This window comes from Pseudomonas sp. WT-JTC (genome assembly GCF_056711565.1).
In genome coordinates, this window is the sequence record NZ_CM160042.1 from 4182867 (window position 1) to 4199210 (window position 16344).

Sequence of the window (16344 nt, forward strand, 5' to 3'; positions counted from 1 at the left end):
GTCTCAAACCCAGGCCACCGCCAACAACCCGGCCCCCAGTACCACACACAACGGCGAGTAAACCCAGGTGTCCAGCCGGGCAAACTCCGAGCCTTTGACCTCTTTGAAAAAACCCACCAGCTCCGAATCGCCAATGGCCCGGGCAAACAGCAAAATCGCGATCGCGCTGATCACCCACTGCAACGACCAGTGATGCAACGGTGGCAGCCACCAACCCACCCGCCAGCACACCAGCACGGCTATTGACAGCAGTAAAGCGGCCACCACCAGCGTGATCCAGCCTCGCGGCTTGAACGCCGGCCGCAGTTGTGCGCTGCCCTCCTGCGGTACTTGCGGGACCACCGCCACCGCTGCCCACTCACCACCCAACGCCCAATACACATGCACCAGACTGATCACGGAGAAGATCGTCACCAGCCATTGAGCCAACAACAAGGTCATGGTTCAGAGATCCTTGAAAGGGATTTGAACAGAACAGGCTAGCCGGCTTTTGCTGTAGTGCACGGGCAAGTGCAAGACCAAAAGTTCATACCGGCGGCCGCTCACATTCCGGCAGCGACTTTATCTGCCACGTCCTTGGGCAGCCAGGCCCGCCAGACATTCGGATGGGCCTTCATGAACGCCTGCGCAGCCTGACGCGGCGGAGTATGTTTCTCGCTCATTTCGGCCAGCGCCTTGTTCAGGGGGGCGATCGGAAAGTCGACCTTGGCGAAGAACTCGGCAATCTGCGGATATTGTTTCTGAAAGGGGGTGGACACACCGATCGACAGCTTGGAGGCCAGGGAACGGGTCGGCTGCGGATTGGGGTTGTCGGCGTCAGTCAAAGTCTTCCAGGCTTCGGCGTCGAACGGCGGCTCTTCGAGTTGAATCAGCTTGAAGCGGCCGAGCAACGGCGTGGGCGACCAGTAGTAAAACAGTACCGGCTTGCCACGATGAATTGACGAACTGATCTCTGCATCCAGTGCAGCGCCCGAACCGCTGCGGAAGTTCACGTAGCTGTCGTCCAGACCATACGCCTTGAGCTTCTGCTTGTTGACCACTTCCGAGGTCCAACCGATAGGGCTGTTGAGGAAACGCCCCTTGCTAGGAGCTTCCGGGTCCTTGAACACGTCTTTGTAACGCGGCAGGTCGCTGACGCTGCGCAGCTCCGGCGCCAGCGGCTTGATGCCCTTGGCCGGGTCGCCCTTGATCACATATTCCGGCACCCACCAGCCTTCGGTAGCGCCCTTGACCGTGTCGCCGAGGCTGACGACTTTGCCTTCGGCTTCCGCCTTGACCCAGACCGGGCTGCGCCCAGCCCACTCTTCGCCGATGACCTGGATGTCATTGTTGGCCAGCGCGGTTTCCAGGGTGATGGTGGTGCCCGGCAAGGTATCGGTCGGCAGCCCGTAGCCCTTCTCGACAATGATGCGCAGGACATCGGTAATCAGGCTGCCGCTTTCCCAGTTCAGGTCGGCGAAGTGGATTGGCGCCTGGGCGGCCAACGCCGGGGCCGGTGTCGCCAGCAAACCGAAAGTGGCCAGGACAGCAGCCAGCAACCGTCGAAATCCGTTCATGCTTTTGCACCTCGTGCTGTTCACAGCAATAGCAGGATGGCCTGGCAGCAGACCGCGAAGCCTCTGAATACTCAGTTCATTGACTGTAGTAGAGGTTCCCGCTTTCGAGGTGCGTGGATCAGTTTTCGGAAATTTCCTGCAAACGCATCAGCTCTCGCCTGACCATGCTGGCGTATTGCGCCGGTTGCAGCTGGTAAAGCTGTGACGCCACCCAATTCAGCCAGGCTCCCTGCAGAATGGTCTTCTGCCCGAACAGCCGCCGCGCGTCGTCTTGCGCGCTGGCCAGGTTCTGCTCGTGGAAATCGGCGCGGGCCTGGGTCATCACTCGCTGGCCTTGAAGGTCACCAGCTCGCCCTTGCGCCACTTGGCCGCTTTGGCGGTCACGGCTTTCAGGGTCTTGGTCAGGCCTTCCTGCAACTGTTGATGGGCGGCAAACACCGTCACCACGCTGTGCCCTTCCTTGAACACGATCCCCTGACCGTCAGCCGTGGTCACGAAGGCGTAATCGCCAATTCCGTAAACCGTCAGCTTGATGTCGCGGAACCTTATGTCCAGCTTGCCGCCTTCGCGACTGGGCAGCACCGAAGCGCTGAAATGATCGCCGACCTTGAGTTTGAGTCCGGGCTTGTCGTCCACCACCAGGGCTGATTCGGTGTCGATTTCGGCAATGTAGATGCCTTCAGCGTTCTGTTCGGTGATGTAAACGAAACGTGACTGAAACTGCTTGACCAGCTTTGCGCGCAAATCGCCCAGCACGAACAACGCATGCATATCGAGATTACTTACTGCCAAGGAAACATCCCCACATCTGAAAAATGGTGCCGTGCGCGAAAAATAAACGCACAGCCAAAAAAGCGGCAATGCCGAAGGTGTAGCCAAAGAACCCGGATTGATGTCCTGAATGAGTAGTGCACTCATTCATCACGAAGCTTGAGAAGACTACTGAAACGTCACTCGCATCGTCCTGGCTGGCGTTCGTCACAGGTTGAAGGAAAACACCCTTCCTGCTGCCAGAAAATTATGGACTATCAACTTCGGGGAAAAATCTCATCAAGAAAAAATCTTTTCCTACATATCGTGCGCAAAAAATTGCTTTAGATAAACATCATTCACCCACCAGTGAGGGTGATTCTAGAGCAGCGATGCTCTTGGAGACTAGCCAAAACGACGTACATACGTCGGTAAAACAATGAAAAGGACTTCATATGTGCACGCTGACCCACTTTGCCTATCCCTTGGTACCTGACTCGAAAACCGCGCCGAACTCGCCCCCGGTACGGTTCCGCCGCCATGAGCCGCTTCCCGATGTCCCGGCCCGCCCAAGATTTCAGGTGGTGATGGCGGGCATTGCCTTCTTTCATATCAAGGAAATTTCTACAGGCTGTGTAAGAGGTTTCCGAGCCAATCACAACGAAGCCTGCGCCCTCGCCCGGCTTCTGGAATCACACAGTTGACATGCCCTCCGCGCTCCTTTCCATAGACGTTTGGTCTGCCCGTCGACTTATCTCAGCCGTCGACGGGCAACTGCTGCCATACTGCCCGCCCAATAAAACGGATCCGGAAAAATCGGGTTACGTTGACAACAACAATGTATTTCCAGGGGAAGTCTGCAACGTGACGGAATTTGATATCGGCGAGTTTTTTATCCGGGGTGAAGCCAGAGAAATCGACGGCGAATTCCAGGCTGTGATTGTCATGCGTGCCAAACCACCGCTAAAGACCGTGACGTATCATCAGGTCGAAAAGGATCGCTGGTTCAAAACCCCGGATGTCGCCGCCATTGCGGCCCAGGAATCGGCCATGGAACTGAAGGCGGCGGTAGATGCGGGTGCACTGAAAGCCTGATTCTCGGGTTGGCGGTCTATGCTCACTGTTGCGCTTGAATATCGTGATCGAACTCCACCCGTGCGGCGCCCTTGAAGCCAGGGTACCGCGCCTCGCCCCTCGACCCGACTGACGACCCGCAAGGAGATGAAGATGGAATCACCGACACACGACTTGAAAGGCCTGTTCGACCAGCTCGGCCTGGACTCCAGCCAGAAAGCGATCGACGACTTCATTGCCGGCCATACCCTGCCTGACAACAAGAAACTCATTGACGCCGAGTTCTGGTCACCGCAACAGGCCGGCTTCCTCAAGGAACAATTACGCGAAGACGCAGACTGGGCGCGGGTGGTCGACGACCTGAACCTGCGCATGCACCAGACGCACTGACAGCCTCAATGCAGGCTGCCAGGTCTTTCGGCGTTCAATTGCGCCAACCAGGCAGCCCTGCACTCTTCCGCCTCGTCGCGACTGGAGAACGCCGTGCCCCGGCGCTCGCCATTGAGCAACACCACCCAGCACACCTTGCGTCCCATGGAGCGCAGATTGGCAGGTACTCCGCTGCCGATCATGACCGCGACATCAACTTTGCCTTGCATGCTGCCCCCGAACTTCATTAGCAACCTAATTAATAGATATGTTAATTAGTCTTTCGCCGAGGAAACAGCAAAACCCTGCACAGATTAGTTGCAGAATGTGTAACAATCGCCCGACAGCCCGGGGGTCTAGCGCGGTTTTTCCGGTTTGTAGCCCAAGCGCAAACCGCCCCAATGCCGGCCCCTGAGCATGATCGGCACCGAAAGATCGTGCATCAACTCTCCGGTATCGCGGGTATAGGTTTGCAGCAGCACGGCCTTCTGATGGCTGCCACAGCGGATCCCGGTGCGGTCAGCGAACTTGCGTTTGGTCCGGTTCTGCAAGGCATCGAGTTGCGCGTCGCCCGTCAGCGGCTGGCTGAACGCTTGGTTGTGGGTCGGCACATAACCCTGCTGGGTGCAGGCGATGGCGAACACCAATCCTTCGTGACGCGGTAACAACGGTTCCTGGATGGTTGGCAAGACCTGATCGGTGTAGCGGTCGAAACGCGTCTGGTACTTGGCCGGACTGGTATCGGGGATGGCCTGGTAATTGCGGTCGAACAAATCGTCGAGACTGATTCGACCGGCGTCGATATCCGCCTCGAAACGCGCTGCGATCTGGCTCGCGCCTTCCCGGGCCAGGTCATAGATCCGCTGGTGATAGTCATCCAGCCCCACCTCGGCAAGACGCTCGCTGATGGTTTCGGCCTGCCCTTCCATTTGCACCGCCGCCTGGGCCAGACGTTGAGTCTGCTGGTCGCTGACCGCCAGGTCGCTGCGCATCTGTTCGATGGCGTGAAACAGGCTGTCGAGCTGTTCACGGTTGGTCTCTGCCCCTTGGGCGATTTCTCCGACCTGGGACTCGACACTGGCCGCCAGACGGGCAATGTTCTCCAGGTGCTGTCCCGTCCGCTCGACCTGCCCGACGCCGGTGTCGAGGTCGCTGGACAGTTGGCGGATCTGCTCCACCACCTGCGCCGTGCGTTGCTGGATATCGGCCACCATCTCGCCGACTTCACCCGTGGCGGTCGCCGTGCGCGCGGCGAGCCCACGAACCTCGTCGGCCACCACGGCAAACCCGCGACCGTGTTCCCCCGCCCGCGCCGCTTCAATGGCGGCATTCAACGCCAACAGATTGGTCTGGCTGGCGATGGACTGAATCACCAGGGTCACGCGCTGGATATCATCGCTGCGCAAGCTCAAGGCTTCGATCAGTTCACGGCTGTTGCTGGCGCGCTGGCTGAGCTGATGCATGCGCGCAATGGACTCGATCAGTTCCGTACGCCCGACCGCGCCACTTTGATGAGCCTCGCTGGCGGCACTCAACGCCTGGCGACTGAGCGTCGAGGCGGCGTGTTCGGTGGTGATCATGACCTCGGCGTTGCTGACGATCCGGGCCGCCGCCGAGAGCTGCGATTGCAGTTTTTCCGCCAGTTGCCGAACCGAAAACGCCACTCCGGCAGCCGATAGCGCGTTATGACTGGTCATGTAGGAAAGATCGCGAGTCAACTCGCCGATGGCATCGCAGTTGTCGGGGGAAGCCGCCTGCGGGGTCGCGCGCGAACGCAGGCGAGGCAGCCAGATAATCAATACGGCCAGGGGCAGGCCAAGGTAGAGCGACCAGTTGCCCAGCGTCATGCCACATAACAACAGCATCAGGGCGATGCTTTGCAGCGTCGGTGCCAGCCAGCGGTTTTTCGGCAACAGCACTGGTGCAGGCACTGCCGCAACCAGAGACCCGTCTCTCGTCATCATCGTCACCCCGGAAAGCTTCTAATTGTTGTCTTCGCATTAAACGCCACCATAAGGCCATTATCCATGAGCCTTTAGTCGCGAACGTTGCAGCAGATCTATAGAAGAACCGGGAAATCGAAGACGGCAGAAAACAAAGATCGCAGCCTGCGGCAGCACCTGCTTCCATGTGCAGGCGTTACCGCAGGCTGCGATCTTTTCAAGGCAGCCCGGATCAAAGGGGCTGCCTCGCAGAATCAGGCCTGACGCTGGTGCTTGTCGATTTGCTCGTGACGTTCCTGAGCTTCGATGCAGTACTTGGTGGTCGGGCTGATCAGCAGGCGCTTGAGGCCAATCGGCTCGCCGCTGTCGTCGCACCAGCCGAAGCTGTCTTCCTTGATGCGTTCCAGCGCTTGTTCCAACTGAGGCAGCATGCGCTGGTCGCGATCGATCGCGTTCACCAGCCAAGTGCGCTCTTCTTCTACCGAAGCCGCGTCTGCCGGATCGGCCGGGGTGTCCAGGCTTTCGATGGCGATGCGGTTCTGTTCGATGCGCTCATGGGTTTCGACTTTCATGTTCTGCAACAGCTCGGAGAAAAAAGCATGTTGCTCGGCATTCATGTAGTCATCCGCCGGCATGGCCAGCAACTTGTCCTTTGTCATTGATATCTCTATAAAAAAACGTGCATTAAGGCGAATAAGGGAGCGTTCCGGCAGACCTTGGCAGGCCATCGGAAAGGCGCCGTTTGTTCCAAGCGCCACCCGGCACTCAATTTACGAGGGGCGGCAGTCTAAGGCCGACTTGAGGCCTCAGCAACTGAAAAGACAGCGAATTTGTCCGACAAAGCCCTGAAAATGCTCTACGGCAGGCTTTGAGGCGGTAATCGGAGTGCGTTTATAGCAAGAAATTCAATCGAGCGGCTGTATATGGAAGACAAACGGCTCGCACAAGGCATTATTCACGGTCATTTGCAGGGTTGCGAACCTCAGCTAAGGTTGTCCCTCCCGAAATGGCCATATAAAGGAAAGGACCATGAAGCTGATCGGTATGCTCGACTCGCCCTATGTAAGGCGCGCCGCCATTTCTGCCAAATGCCTGGGAATCACGCTGGAACATCAGTCGGTCTCGGTGTTCCGCCACTTCGAACAATTCCGGCAGATCAACCCGGTGGTCAAGGCGCCCACGCTGGTGCTGGATGATGGTGAGGTGTTGATGGATTCGACGCTGATCATCGACTATCTGGAAACCCTGGCCAAAAAAAGCCTGATGCCTGCCGAACCGGGGCAGCGCCTGCGTGCGCTGCGCCTGATTGGCCTGGCGTTGGCCGCCAGCGAAAAGTCCGTGCAGCTTTACTACGAACGCAACCTGCGGCCGGCGGAGATTCAATTCGAATCCTGGGTGCAGCGGGTCGAAGGACAGTTGACGGCAGCCTATTCGGCGCTGGAGCGGGAGCTGGAAAAGCAGCCGCTGAAGACAGACGGTTCGGTTGAGCAGGACGGCATTACCCTCGCCGTGGCCTGGAGCTTTACCAACCTGGTGGTGCCGGATCAGGTGAGTGCGGCGCAGTTTCCGCGGATCGCTGCATTCACGGAGTATGCCGAGGGGCTTGAGGTGTTTGTCAGTACGCCGATTGAATAGATGGATTCGCCTCGCCTGACCTACCGCTTTCGCGAGCAAGCTCGCTCCTACAAGGGGATTGCCGCGAGCGGGCATGCTCAGAGGATTTCATGCATTGGCCGAAACCCGGAATGCCCATGAACTTTTATTTAGAAAGCCTGCGATCATTTCTTGGCAAAATGCCGCACAACGTTGTGAACATTTAATCAGGCCAGCCCTATGACCCGCATCTTGACCATCGAAGACGACGCCGTGACCGCCCGGGAAATTGTCGCCGAACTGAGTAGCCACGGCCTCGACGTCGACTGGGTCGACAATGGCCGCGAAGGGCTGGAGCGTGCGGTCAGCGGCAACTATGACCTGATTACCCTCGACCGCATGTTGCCCGGGCTCGATGGCCTGGCGATTGTCACCACGCTGCGGACCATGGGCGTGGCCACGCCGATCCTGATGATCAGCGCGCTGTCCGACGTCGATGAGCGCGTGCGCGGCTTGCGCGCCGGCGGCGACGACTACCTGACCAAACCATTCGCCACCGATGAAATGGCCGCCCGGGTCGAAGTCCTGTTGCGCCGGCAGAATAACGTGACCGCCCAGGCCACCACACTGCGGGTAGCGGACCTGGAGCTGAACCTGATCAGCCACGAAGCCAGCCGCGACGGTCAACTGCTGACGCTATTGCCCACCGAATACAAACTGCTGGAATTCCTGATGCGCAATACCGGGCAAATTCTCTCGCGGATGATGATTTTCGAGGAAGTCTGGGGTTACCACTTCGACCCCGGCACCAACCTGATCGACGTCCACATCGGCCGTCTGCGCAAGAAGATCGACCCGCCTGGCAATGTCCCACTGATTCGGACCGTGCGAGGCTCGGGTTATGTCATTGCCGAACCCGTCTAAAGGCTGGCGCTCCTCCAGCAGCCGTCTGCTGGCGCTCTACAGTTCGCTGTTCGTGATCTGGAGCGGGATTCTCATGGGGGTCATGTACTACGAGGTTTCCGCTTACCTGGACAACCTGGCCAAGCATTCGCTGATGCAACGCCAGCACCTGTTCTCGCGCTTCTCGGGCGAACAACTGGTGGACGCCCTCGCCGTCAGCATGACCTTCGACATCCGCGGCATCGACGCCTACGGCCTGTTCGATGCCCGGCACCGTTACCTCAGCGGCGCCCTGCGCTACATTCCGGATGGCTTGCCGCTCGATGGCAGGATCCACACGCTGCGCGACTGCGACGCCTCCGACGACAGTGGCGAGCAGACGCTGCCCGCCGACAGTTGCGATGCCGTGGCGACCCCCACCCTCGACGGCCGCTGGCTGGTGCTGGTGCGCGACAACGGTTCGCTGTTCGCCGTGACCCGAATCATCCTTCACGCCCTGTTCTGGGGTGTGACCCTGACCATCGTTCCAGGCATCGTCGGCTGGTATCTGCTGCGGCGCCGGCCGTTGCGCCGCATTCGCGCAATCCAGGCCAGCGCCGAAGCCATCGTCGCCGGCGACCTGAGCCGGCGTTTGCCACTGTCCAATCGGCGTGACGAACTGGATATGCTCGCCGCCATCGTCAACGCCATGCTCGAACGCATCGAGCGCTTGATGAACGAGGTCAAGGGCGTGTGCGACAACATCGCCCATGACCTGCGCACGCCCCTGACCCGCCTGCGCGCGCAGCTTTACCGCATGCAGCAGCAAGCCGGCGAAGGTTCACCGCAGGCCATGCAACTGGACCTGGTGCTGGCCGAGGCCGATACGTTGATGGCGCGTTTCCGTGGCTTGTTGCGGATTTCCGAACTGGAAGACCGCCAGCGCCGCTCCGGTTTCGTGCAGCTGGACCCGGTGCCGTTGCTGCAGGAACTGCATGAGTTCTATCTGCCCCTGGCGGAAGACGACGGCCTGGTGTTCCAACTGCACCTGCCCGCATCGTTGCCACCCCTCAATGGCGACCGGGCACTGCTGTTCGAAGCCGTGGCGAACCTGTTGAGCAACTCGATCAAATTTACCCCGCCCGGTGGCGCGGTGATCTTGCGCGGGGTCAATGACGGCGGGCACACGCGCATCGAAGTGCTCGACTCCGGCCCGGGCATTCCCGAGGCGGAACGCGAAGCGGTGTTCCAGCGCTTCTATCGCGCCGAGGCGGGCAATCAGAAAATCGGCTTCGGGCTGGGGCTGTCCATCGTCGCGGCGATTGTCAGCCTGCACGGGTTTACGCTGGAGGTGGGCAGCAGCGAGCTGGGCGGCGCGCGGCTGGTGCTCGATTGTCGGGAGAGTTTGATACCGAAGGTCTAGCGTTCATCTGAAGAACAAAACAGATCCCCCTGTAGGAGCGAGCCTGCTCGCGAAAAACGCCGGGGAACCGCGGGGATTCAGACAGCCCGCGTTATCGTTGACGTCCATCGCGAGCAGGCTCGCTCCTACAGGGGATTGGTGTTTTGACGGTCAGGCCGGGTAGTTGGCCCGCAACGCCTCAAGCCCACCCTGATAGATGCCGGTAAACAACGCCACCACTTCCTCATTGCTCACACCCACCGGTTCGAAGCGACCGGACCAGGTCACCCGTGCGCCCTCGCCTTGTGCTTGAACCTTGATCGTCGCCAGATAATCAGTCGCCGGAAAAGGTGCCTGCAAAATCGAGTAGCTGTAGGTTTGGCCCGCGTTGTCGAAGGCTTGCAGGCGTTCGATGACCACCGCACCGTCCGCCGTTTGCAGGCTGCGCACGCGCCCGCCTTCGCTGAGTTCGCTCTTGGGAATGAACGGCAGCCAGTCCGGCAGCGAGTTGAAACCGCCGATCAATTGCCAGACCTGTTCGGCCGATGCCGGGATGTCGATGAAGGCTGATGCAGTTGCCATGTAATGCTCTCTCCAATCAATAAGGTTCAGATGGCCAGGCTGTCGACGACACCGCCGTCGACCCGCAAGGCAGCACCGGTGGTGGCCGAGGATAGCGGCGAAGCGATGTACGCCACCAGGTTCGCCACTTCCTCGACATCCGCTACCCGCTGGATGATCGACGTTGGCCGGGCGCTGCGCACGAAGGCGTCGGCTTCTTCGCGAACGCTGCGCCCCGATTCGGCAGTGGCGTCCTTGAGCATCTGCTCCACGCCGTCGGTCAATGTCGGCCCCGGCAGGATCGCATTGACCGTCACCCCGGTGCCCGCGAGCCGCTTTGCCAGCCCATGGGACACCGCCAGGTTGGCGCTTTTGGTCACGCCGTAGTTGAGCATGTCGGCCGGTATTGCGATCCCGGATTCCGAAGACAGGAAAATCACCCGCCCCCAACCCTGTTTGACCATGTCCGGCACGTAATGCCGGGACAGGCGCACACCGGAGATCACGTTGATCTCATAGAACCGCGTCCACTCGCTGTCGGGGGTGTCAAAGAAATCAACCGCGTTGTAAATCCCCAGGTTGTTCACCAGGATGTCGGCCCGTGGCTCGGCGGCGAACAGTTTTTGCGCACCTTCGAGCGTTCCGAGATCGGCAGTCAACCCACGCAATTGAGCACCCGGCACCTGCTGGCGAATGCTCGCCACCGCCTGCTCGACCTTGGCCGTCTCGCGGCCGATCACGACCACCGTGGCGCCGGATTCGGCCAGCGCCTTGCTGATGCCCAGGCCAATGCCGGCGGTGCTGCCGCTGACAATGGCGAGTTTTCCAGTCAGATCGATTTTCATACTCATGCTCCAATGATCGGCAAAGGTGCGCGCTCGGACACCAGTTTCGCTTCGCGCATTGCTTGCCAGAAGGCTGCTGGGATCACCGCTGACAGCGCGGCGATATCTTCGACAATCCGCCCAGGGCGGCTGGAACCGGGAATCACCGCCGCAACGGCGGGGTTAGCCAACGAGAACTGCAAAGCAGCCGCCTTGATATCAACGCCATGGGCAGCCGCGATACGCTTGATCTGCTCGACTTTATGGATGATGGCCGGGCTGGCTTTCTGGTACTCGAAGTGCGCACCACCGGCCAGAATGCCCGAACTGTAAGGACCGCCGACCACGATCTCGACGTTCTGCGCCAGGGCGGCGTCCATCAAGCGCTGCAAGGCGCGATCGTGGTCGAGAAGAGTGTAGCGACCCGCCAGCAGAAAACCGTCCGGCTGCGCCTCGCTCAGATCAAGGGTCAGCTCGCAGGGCTCTACCTTGTTCACCCCAAGGCCCCAGCCCTTGATCACACCTTCCTCACGCAGGCGGGTCAGCACCTTGAAGGCACCGGTACGGGCCTGGTTGAAGTACTCCAGCCATTGATCGCCATAGAAATCCTGGGCGATGTCGTGCACCCAGACGATGTCCAGGCGATCGGTCTGCAGCCGCTTGAGGCTGTCCTCGATCGAACGCAGGGTGGCGTCGGCGCTGTAGTCATTGACGATCCTGTTCGGGCGGCCGTGTTCGAACACCCCGCTCTTCTCGCCCAGGTCACGGGCAGCGGCGTCTTCGACTTCATCGAGAATCACCCGGCCGACCTTGCTGCTTAGCACATAGTCGTCACGGTTGTAGCGCGACAGTGCAGCGCCAAGGCGAATCTCCGACAGGCCCGAACCGTAGAACGGCGCAGTATCGAAGTACCGTACACCGGCATCCCAGGCCGCGTGGACGGTGGCTTGCGCTTCTTCCTCGGGAATGGCGCGGAACATGTTGCCCAAAGGGGCGGTGCCGAAACCCAGCGCGCCGGGCAGTTTGTCTTTCAAGCTCATGATGAATCCTCTGGAGTGTCAGGGGTCAGGTTGCTGACCGTTGAGCAGATCCTAGATTGCGATGTTCGGACCGTCCAAGACATAATACGCAGCACTTGAGTCCCTACAGGTCTGACATGATCGACATCCGCCAATTGCGCTACTTCGTTGCCGTCGCCGAGGAAGAACACGTCGGGCGCGCCGCCGAACGCCTGCACATTTCCCAGTCGCCCCTGAGCCGGCAGATCGCCCAGCTCGAAGAGCGCCTGGGCCTGACCCTGTTCGAACGCAGCCAGCAACGCATCCGCCTGACCCGCGACGGCCAGACCTTCCTCGCCGAAACCCGCGCCCTGCTGACCCACGCCAATCGCCTGGAGTCCCTCGGCAAGCGCCTGGGCCGCGGCGAAGAAGGCGGCTTGTGCATCGGCTACATCGAAAACGCCATGCACGCCGGCGTGCTGCCCAATGCCTTGCGCGTGCTGCGGGTCGACCGGCCGAACGTACACGTGGCGCTGTACAACCTCAGCTCGGCCGAACAGCTCGAAGGCTTGCGCCAACGCAGCCTGGACATTGCCCTGGTCAGCGAACCACCGACCGATGACGACCCGGACCTGCTGGGTTTTCAGGTGCTGGACGACCCGATGCTGCTGGCACTGCCCGAGCACCATCGGCTGGCGCTGCAGCCCGTGCTGACCCCGGCCGACCTCGCCGACCAGGAATGGATCGGCGTGCAGCACCGGCAGAACGCCAGTTGCCACGACGACTTCGTCAGCGCCTGCATCCGCGCAGGCTTCACCCCGGACATTCGCATGGAGGCCACCGAACCCTTCACCGCACTGGGGCTGGTCGCGTCGGGGCTGGGCATCGCGATGATCCAGAAAGGCCTGAGCCGCAACGCCCCGCCGGGGGTGGTGCTGCGGGAGGTGCCGTGGATTTGCTTCACCACGCCATTGTGGGCGGCGTGGCACCGGATCAACCTGCGGCCGCTGGTGGAGACGTTCCGCAAAATGCTCACCGAACCTGACACCTGTGGGAGCGGGCTTGCTCGCGAAAGCGGTGTGTTCGGCAACATTGATGTCGACTGACACTCCCTCTTCGCGAGCAAGCCCGCTCCCACAGGTCATCAGCGAATTCCAGATTCCGCAGCGTTTGGTGCTTTACTGAGAAGACTCCAAAACCCACCGAGAACCCGGGCATGAACCGCAACGACCTGCGCCGCGTGGACATGAACCTGCTGGTGATTTTCGAAACCCTGATGTTCGAGAAGAACCTGACCCGGGCCGGGGAAAAGCTGTTCCTCGGCCAGCCCGCTGTCAGCGCGTCGCTGGCAAAGTTGCGCGATCTGTTCGACGACCCGTTGCTGGTGCGCAACGGACGAACCCTGGAGCCGACCCCGAGGGCATTGCAGATTCTCAAGGAATTGCAGCCGGCGATGGACACCATTTCCGGTGCGGTCAGCCGGGCCAAGGATTTCGAGCCCTCCACCAGCCGCGACGTGTTTCGCATCGGCCTGTCCGACGACGCTGAATTCGGGCTGTTTCCGCCGCTGCTCAAGCAGATTCGCGAGGAGGCGCAGAACGTCGTGGTGGTGGTGCGCCGGGTGAACTTCCTGCTGATGTCGTCGATGCTGGCCAGCGGCGAGATCTCCGTCGGCATCAGCTACACCACGGAATTGCCGGCCAACGCCAAGCGCAGGAAGTTGCGCGACTTGAGTGTGAAGATCCTGCGCGGCGATGACCGTCCCGGCCCGTTGACCCTGGACGAGTTCTGCGAACGCCCCCACGCGCTGGTGTCGTTTTCCGGGGATCTGAGCGGCGCCATCGACAACGACCTGGCACGGATCGGCCGTTCGCGCCGGGTGGTGCTGGCGGTGCCACAGTTCGCGGGGTTGCGGGCCTTGCTGGCGGGTACTGACTTGCTCGCCACCGTGCCGGACTACGCGGCCAGTGCGTTGATCGAAGGCAGCAGCCAGTTACGGGCGGACGATGCACCGTTTGATATCAACCTGTCCGAACTGTCGATGGTCTGGAACGGGGTCAACGATAACGATCCGGCAGAACGCTGGTTGCGCTCGAAAATTGTACAGCACATGGCGGCGCCACTGTCGGGGCATTGATCGACTGCAGGACCACCGGTTCAGATTCGCGCAGGTACACCGGCATGTCGGTGACCGGTGGCATGGCCGGGATCTCGAAGTACATCTGCACCACCCAGCCACGGTGATAGCTGGCATGGTTGACCACGTGCATCAGCATCGCGCCGGCGCTCATGACGCCGCTTTCGCCCGAGACAAAGGTGAACTCCACAGGTCTGTCCAGGGACGCATCGGTTTGCCGGGCGCTCCAGTCGCAATACCAGTGATCGATCTCTTTTTGCGCCATGCGCAGTTCGGACAGGTCGGCATGCAGCAGATCGTGTGAAGTCTTGAAGTTATGCCCCCGGCCTTCAAGGTGCGCCCGCCAGATGCAATCCACCACATAGACATGATTGAGGGTGCCGATCATGTTCTTGAACACCGACACCCGTTCTTTTTTGACTTCGCCTGGAGGGAGCGCCGCAAGGCTGTCAAACAGGCGCTGATTGGCCCAGCGTTTGTAATCGGCCAGCAGACAGGCAGTGCGTACGGTGATCATCAGAATTCTCCGATGGCAGTAAGCGCACTCCCTAGCATAGACCCGATGCTCGCAAGGCAGCGCCGGCACTGATCATCGGTCGTCCAGGAGTGCCACCACGCGCTCGGCGAGCGCCAGGCAACTGGTCAGCCCCGGTGATTCGATGCCGAACAGACTCACCAGCCCCGGCACGCCGTGTTCGGCGCATCCGCTGATGAGAAAATCGGCGGCCGGCTCGGTCGGCCCGCTGATTTTCGGGCGAATGCCGCTGTAGGCCGGTTGCAGGCTGTTGTCTGGCAACCCCGGCCAATAACGGCGGATCGCCTGATAGAACCCCTCGGCTCGCCGGGGTTCGACACGGTAATCAATGCGTTCGACCCATTCGACATCCGGCCCGAAGCGCGCCTGCCCGCCCAGATCGAGCGTCATGTGCACGCCCAGTCCAGCGCTCTCCGGGGCCGGATACACCAGATGGCGAAACGGCGCCCGGCCGCTGAAACTGAAATAACTGCCCTTGCACAAATGCGCCCGGGGAATGAACTGCGCCGGTAGACCGACGATGCTGCTCGCCACCTCGGGAGCGGACAGACCCGCGCAATTGATCAACTCGCGGCAGCCCAGCGTCATGGGTTGAATGCCGCCCATGTGCAGCTCGAAGCCCTGTTCGGTGCAACGGGCAGACAGCAGCGGCGTGCGCAAGGCCAGCGTCGCTCCGAACGTCTGTGCATCGCCCTGAAGCGCAAGCATCAGCCCGTGGGAATCGACGATACCGGTAGAGGGCGACCACAGTGCCGCGACGCAGGACAACGCCGGTTCAAGCTCCCGGACCTGTGCACCCTCCAGCCATTGCAGGTCATCGACGCCATTAAGACGCCCCTGCTCCAACAGACGCTGCAAAGCCGAGCGCTGTTGCTCATCGATGGCGACGATCAGCTTGCCCACGCGCCGGTAATCAACAGCGTGCCCGTCGCAATAAGCGTAGAGACGCTGCTTGCCCTCCACGCACAACTGCGCTTTGAGGCTACCGCCCGGGTAATAGATGCCGGCATGAATCACTTCGGAGTTACGCGAACTGATACCCGTGCCGATGCCCTCACCCGCTTCGACCACCAGCACGTCCCGCCCGCTCATGGCCAGGGCCCTGGCCACCGCCAACCCGACGACACCAGCCCCGATCACCACGCTTTGAATATCGACGTTCAACGGCCCTGCCTCCCTCTTGCCCCGTTCCTCGCTGCGGATAGTCGATCAGGCTGGAGAAAATCGCCAGCGGCAAGGCCATGAAATCACTGGTCCATGCGCAGAGTCGGCAATGCCGGGGAACTCTCGGGGACCGCCGCGCATCCTAAATTATGTGGTACTTCCCTTATGCTTCATGCTGTCGGAGGACACCGTCATGCGCCGTTTGTTTATCATTTCTTCCCTGTTACTTTGTTTACCCGCAGGTTCCGCTCTGGCCAAAGTCGATGCTGAAGATGTCGCCACCTCGGCCGGGGTTTCCGCCTCGCTGTACTCGACGTTCAAAGACGACAAACTCGTGATTCCCGCCCGGGATGACGCCTCCAGCTTCGTCGCCAGCGGCGGTGCGATTCGTGGTGCCTATCTGGAGGCGGTGTTGAAAAAGATCCGTCAGGACAATCCTGCCCTCAACAACGCAAGCGACGAAGACCTGGCCCGCGCCATTCTCGTCCAGGATGGCGTTGCCACCGATCACTGAAGATCGTCATCGCCAGTAGTGGGGCTTGTGACACCGGGATAG

The 16344-nt window shown here is 60.6% G+C and carries 21 protein-coding genes; 9 read left to right on the forward strand and 12 right to left on the reverse strand.

What is annotated here, in order from left to right; all coding sequences use genetic code 11:
• Positions 1-3: 3 nt before the first annotated feature.
• The 4 genes from AC06G5_RS19015 to AC06G5_RS19030 form a co-directional block, all read right to left on the reverse strand.
• Positions 4-441, reverse strand: a complete 438-nt coding sequence (locus AC06G5_RS19015; protein ID WP_413428397.1) for a DUF3995 domain-containing protein — start codon at positions 439-441, stop codon at positions 4-6.
• A gap of 101 nt (positions 442-542) precedes the next feature.
• A complete protein-coding gene (locus tag AC06G5_RS19020; protein WP_480458067.1) occupies positions 543-1556 on the reverse strand; it encodes an ABC transporter substrate-binding protein in 1014 nt (337 codons plus the stop codon).
• Positions 1557-1674: 118 nt separating this feature from the next.
• A complete protein-coding gene (locus AC06G5_RS19025; RefSeq protein WP_413704495.1) occupies positions 1675-1878 on the reverse strand; it encodes a hypothetical protein in 204 nt (67 codons plus the stop codon).
• The gene (locus AC06G5_RS19030; RefSeq protein WP_413428404.1) at positions 1878-2327 is read right to left on the reverse strand and encodes a hypothetical protein; all 450 of its coding nucleotides are present in this window, start codon (positions 2325-2327) and stop codon (positions 1878-1880) included. The genes AC06G5_RS19025 and AC06G5_RS19030 overlap by 1 nt, the downstream gene beginning before the upstream one ends.
• A gap of 434 nt (positions 2328-2761) precedes the next feature.
• Here AC06G5_RS19030 and AC06G5_RS19035 point away from each other — a divergent pair, with 434 nt between their 5' ends.
• The 3 genes from AC06G5_RS19035 to AC06G5_RS19045 all read left to right on the forward strand — a co-directional run bounded on the left by AC06G5_RS19035 (position 2762) and on the right by AC06G5_RS19045 (position 3770).
• Positions 2762-3010, forward strand: a complete 249-nt coding sequence (locus AC06G5_RS19035; protein WP_413428394.1) for a hypothetical protein — start codon at positions 2762-2764, stop codon at positions 3008-3010.
• Positions 3011-3170: 160 nt separating this feature from the next.
• Positions 3171-3401 (forward strand): hypothetical protein, encoded by a 231-nt coding sequence (locus AC06G5_RS19040; RefSeq protein WP_413428403.1) that lies wholly within the window; start codon positions 3171-3173, stop codon positions 3399-3401.
• A gap of 132 nt (positions 3402-3533) precedes the next feature.
• Positions 3534-3770, forward strand: a complete 237-nt coding sequence (locus AC06G5_RS19045; RefSeq protein ID WP_413428393.1) for a DUF2789 domain-containing protein — start codon at positions 3534-3536, stop codon at positions 3768-3770.
• A gap of 5 nt (positions 3771-3775) precedes the next feature.
• On the opposite strand, the gene AC06G5_RS19050 is transcribed toward AC06G5_RS19045, so the two are convergent.
• The 3 genes from AC06G5_RS19050 to AC06G5_RS19060 all read right to left on the reverse strand — a co-directional run bounded on the left by AC06G5_RS19050 (position 3776) and on the right by AC06G5_RS19060 (position 6351).
• Positions 3776-3979 carry a hypothetical protein gene (locus tag AC06G5_RS19050; protein ID WP_322616633.1) on the reverse strand — a complete coding sequence of 68 codons (204 nt, stop codon included), beginning with the start codon at positions 3977-3979 and terminating at the stop codon, positions 3776-3778.
• 126 nt (positions 3980-4105) lie between these two features.
• Positions 4106-5713 (reverse strand): methyl-accepting chemotaxis protein, encoded by a 1608-nt coding sequence (locus AC06G5_RS19055; protein ID WP_480458071.1) that lies wholly within the window; start codon positions 5711-5713, stop codon positions 4106-4108.
• Positions 5714-5946: 233 nt separating this feature from the next.
• Entirely contained in the window at positions 5947-6351 is a 405-nt protein-coding gene (locus AC06G5_RS19060; protein ID WP_007935965.1) for a TraR/DksA family transcriptional regulator, read from the reverse strand.
• 370 nt (positions 6352-6721) lie between these two features.
• Here AC06G5_RS19060 and AC06G5_RS19065 point away from each other — a divergent pair, with 370 nt between their 5' ends.
• From AC06G5_RS19065 to AC06G5_RS19075, 3 genes are all read left to right on the forward strand, one after another.
• Positions 6722-7327: a glutathione S-transferase gene (locus tag AC06G5_RS19065; RefSeq protein ID WP_413704494.1), complete on the forward strand. Its 606-nt coding sequence runs from the start codon at positions 6722-6724 to the stop codon at positions 7325-7327.
• Positions 7328-7525: 198 nt separating this feature from the next.
• The gene (locus AC06G5_RS19070; protein WP_413704493.1) at positions 7526-8209 is read left to right on the forward strand and encodes a response regulator transcription factor; all 684 of its coding nucleotides are present in this window, start codon (positions 7526-7528) and stop codon (positions 8207-8209) included.
• Positions 8187-9590 carry a sensor histidine kinase gene (locus tag AC06G5_RS19075; protein WP_413428390.1) on the forward strand — a complete coding sequence of 468 codons (1404 nt, stop codon included), beginning with the start codon at positions 8187-8189 and terminating at the stop codon, positions 9588-9590. Before AC06G5_RS19070 ends, AC06G5_RS19075 begins: the two co-directional genes overlap by 23 nt.
• Positions 9591-9740: 150 nt before the next feature.
• Here AC06G5_RS19075 and AC06G5_RS19080 read toward each other — a convergent pair whose 3' ends face one another.
• Genes AC06G5_RS19080 through AC06G5_RS19090 form a run of 3 tightly spaced genes read right to left on the reverse strand, consistent with a single transcriptional unit; the run spans position 9741 to position 11994 of the window.
• Positions 9741-10151 carry an SRPBCC family protein gene (locus AC06G5_RS19080; RefSeq protein WP_413428089.1) on the reverse strand — a complete coding sequence of 137 codons (411 nt, stop codon included), beginning with the start codon at positions 10149-10151 and terminating at the stop codon, positions 9741-9743.
• 26 nt (positions 10152-10177) lie between these two features.
• Entirely contained in the window at positions 10178-10975 is a 798-nt protein-coding gene (locus tag AC06G5_RS19085; RefSeq protein ID WP_413428088.1) for an SDR family NAD(P)-dependent oxidoreductase, read from the reverse strand.
• 2 nt (positions 10976-10977) lie between these two features.
• On the reverse strand, positions 10978-11994 hold the full coding sequence (locus AC06G5_RS19090; RefSeq protein ID WP_480458076.1) for an aldo/keto reductase: 1017 nt from the start codon (positions 11992-11994) through the stop codon (positions 10978-10980).
• Between the two features lie 116 nt (positions 11995-12110).
• On the opposite strand from AC06G5_RS19090, the gene AC06G5_RS19095 reads away from it, so the two are divergent.
• Positions 12111-13058 carry a LysR substrate-binding domain-containing protein gene (locus tag AC06G5_RS19095; protein WP_413428086.1) on the forward strand — a complete coding sequence of 316 codons (948 nt, stop codon included), beginning with the start codon at positions 12111-12113 and terminating at the stop codon, positions 13056-13058.
• Positions 13059-13168: 110 nt separating this feature from the next.
• Positions 13169-14089: a LysR substrate-binding domain-containing protein gene (locus tag AC06G5_RS19100; protein ID WP_413428085.1), complete on the forward strand. Its 921-nt coding sequence runs from the start codon at positions 13169-13171 to the stop codon at positions 14087-14089.
• Here AC06G5_RS19100 and AC06G5_RS19105 read toward each other — a convergent pair.
• Both AC06G5_RS19105 and AC06G5_RS19110 read right to left on the reverse strand, forming a co-directional pair.
• The gene (locus AC06G5_RS19105) at positions 14010-14606 is read right to left on the reverse strand and encodes a DinB family protein (RefSeq protein ID WP_413428084.1); all 597 of its coding nucleotides are present in this window, start codon (positions 14604-14606) and stop codon (positions 14010-14012) included. The genes AC06G5_RS19100 and AC06G5_RS19105 overlap by 80 nt on opposite strands.
• 72 nt (positions 14607-14678) lie before the next feature.
• The gene (locus AC06G5_RS19110; RefSeq protein ID WP_413428083.1) at positions 14679-15788 is read right to left on the reverse strand and encodes an NAD(P)/FAD-dependent oxidoreductase; all 1110 of its coding nucleotides are present in this window, start codon (positions 15786-15788) and stop codon (positions 14679-14681) included.
• A gap of 193 nt (positions 15789-15981) precedes the next feature.
• Between AC06G5_RS19110 and AC06G5_RS19115 the strand changes: the two genes are divergently transcribed.
• The gene (locus AC06G5_RS19115; RefSeq protein WP_413428082.1) at positions 15982-16302 is read left to right on the forward strand and encodes a DUF2388 domain-containing protein; all 321 of its coding nucleotides are present in this window, start codon (positions 15982-15984) and stop codon (positions 16300-16302) included.
• The last annotated feature ends 42 nt before the right edge of the window (positions 16303-16344 follow it).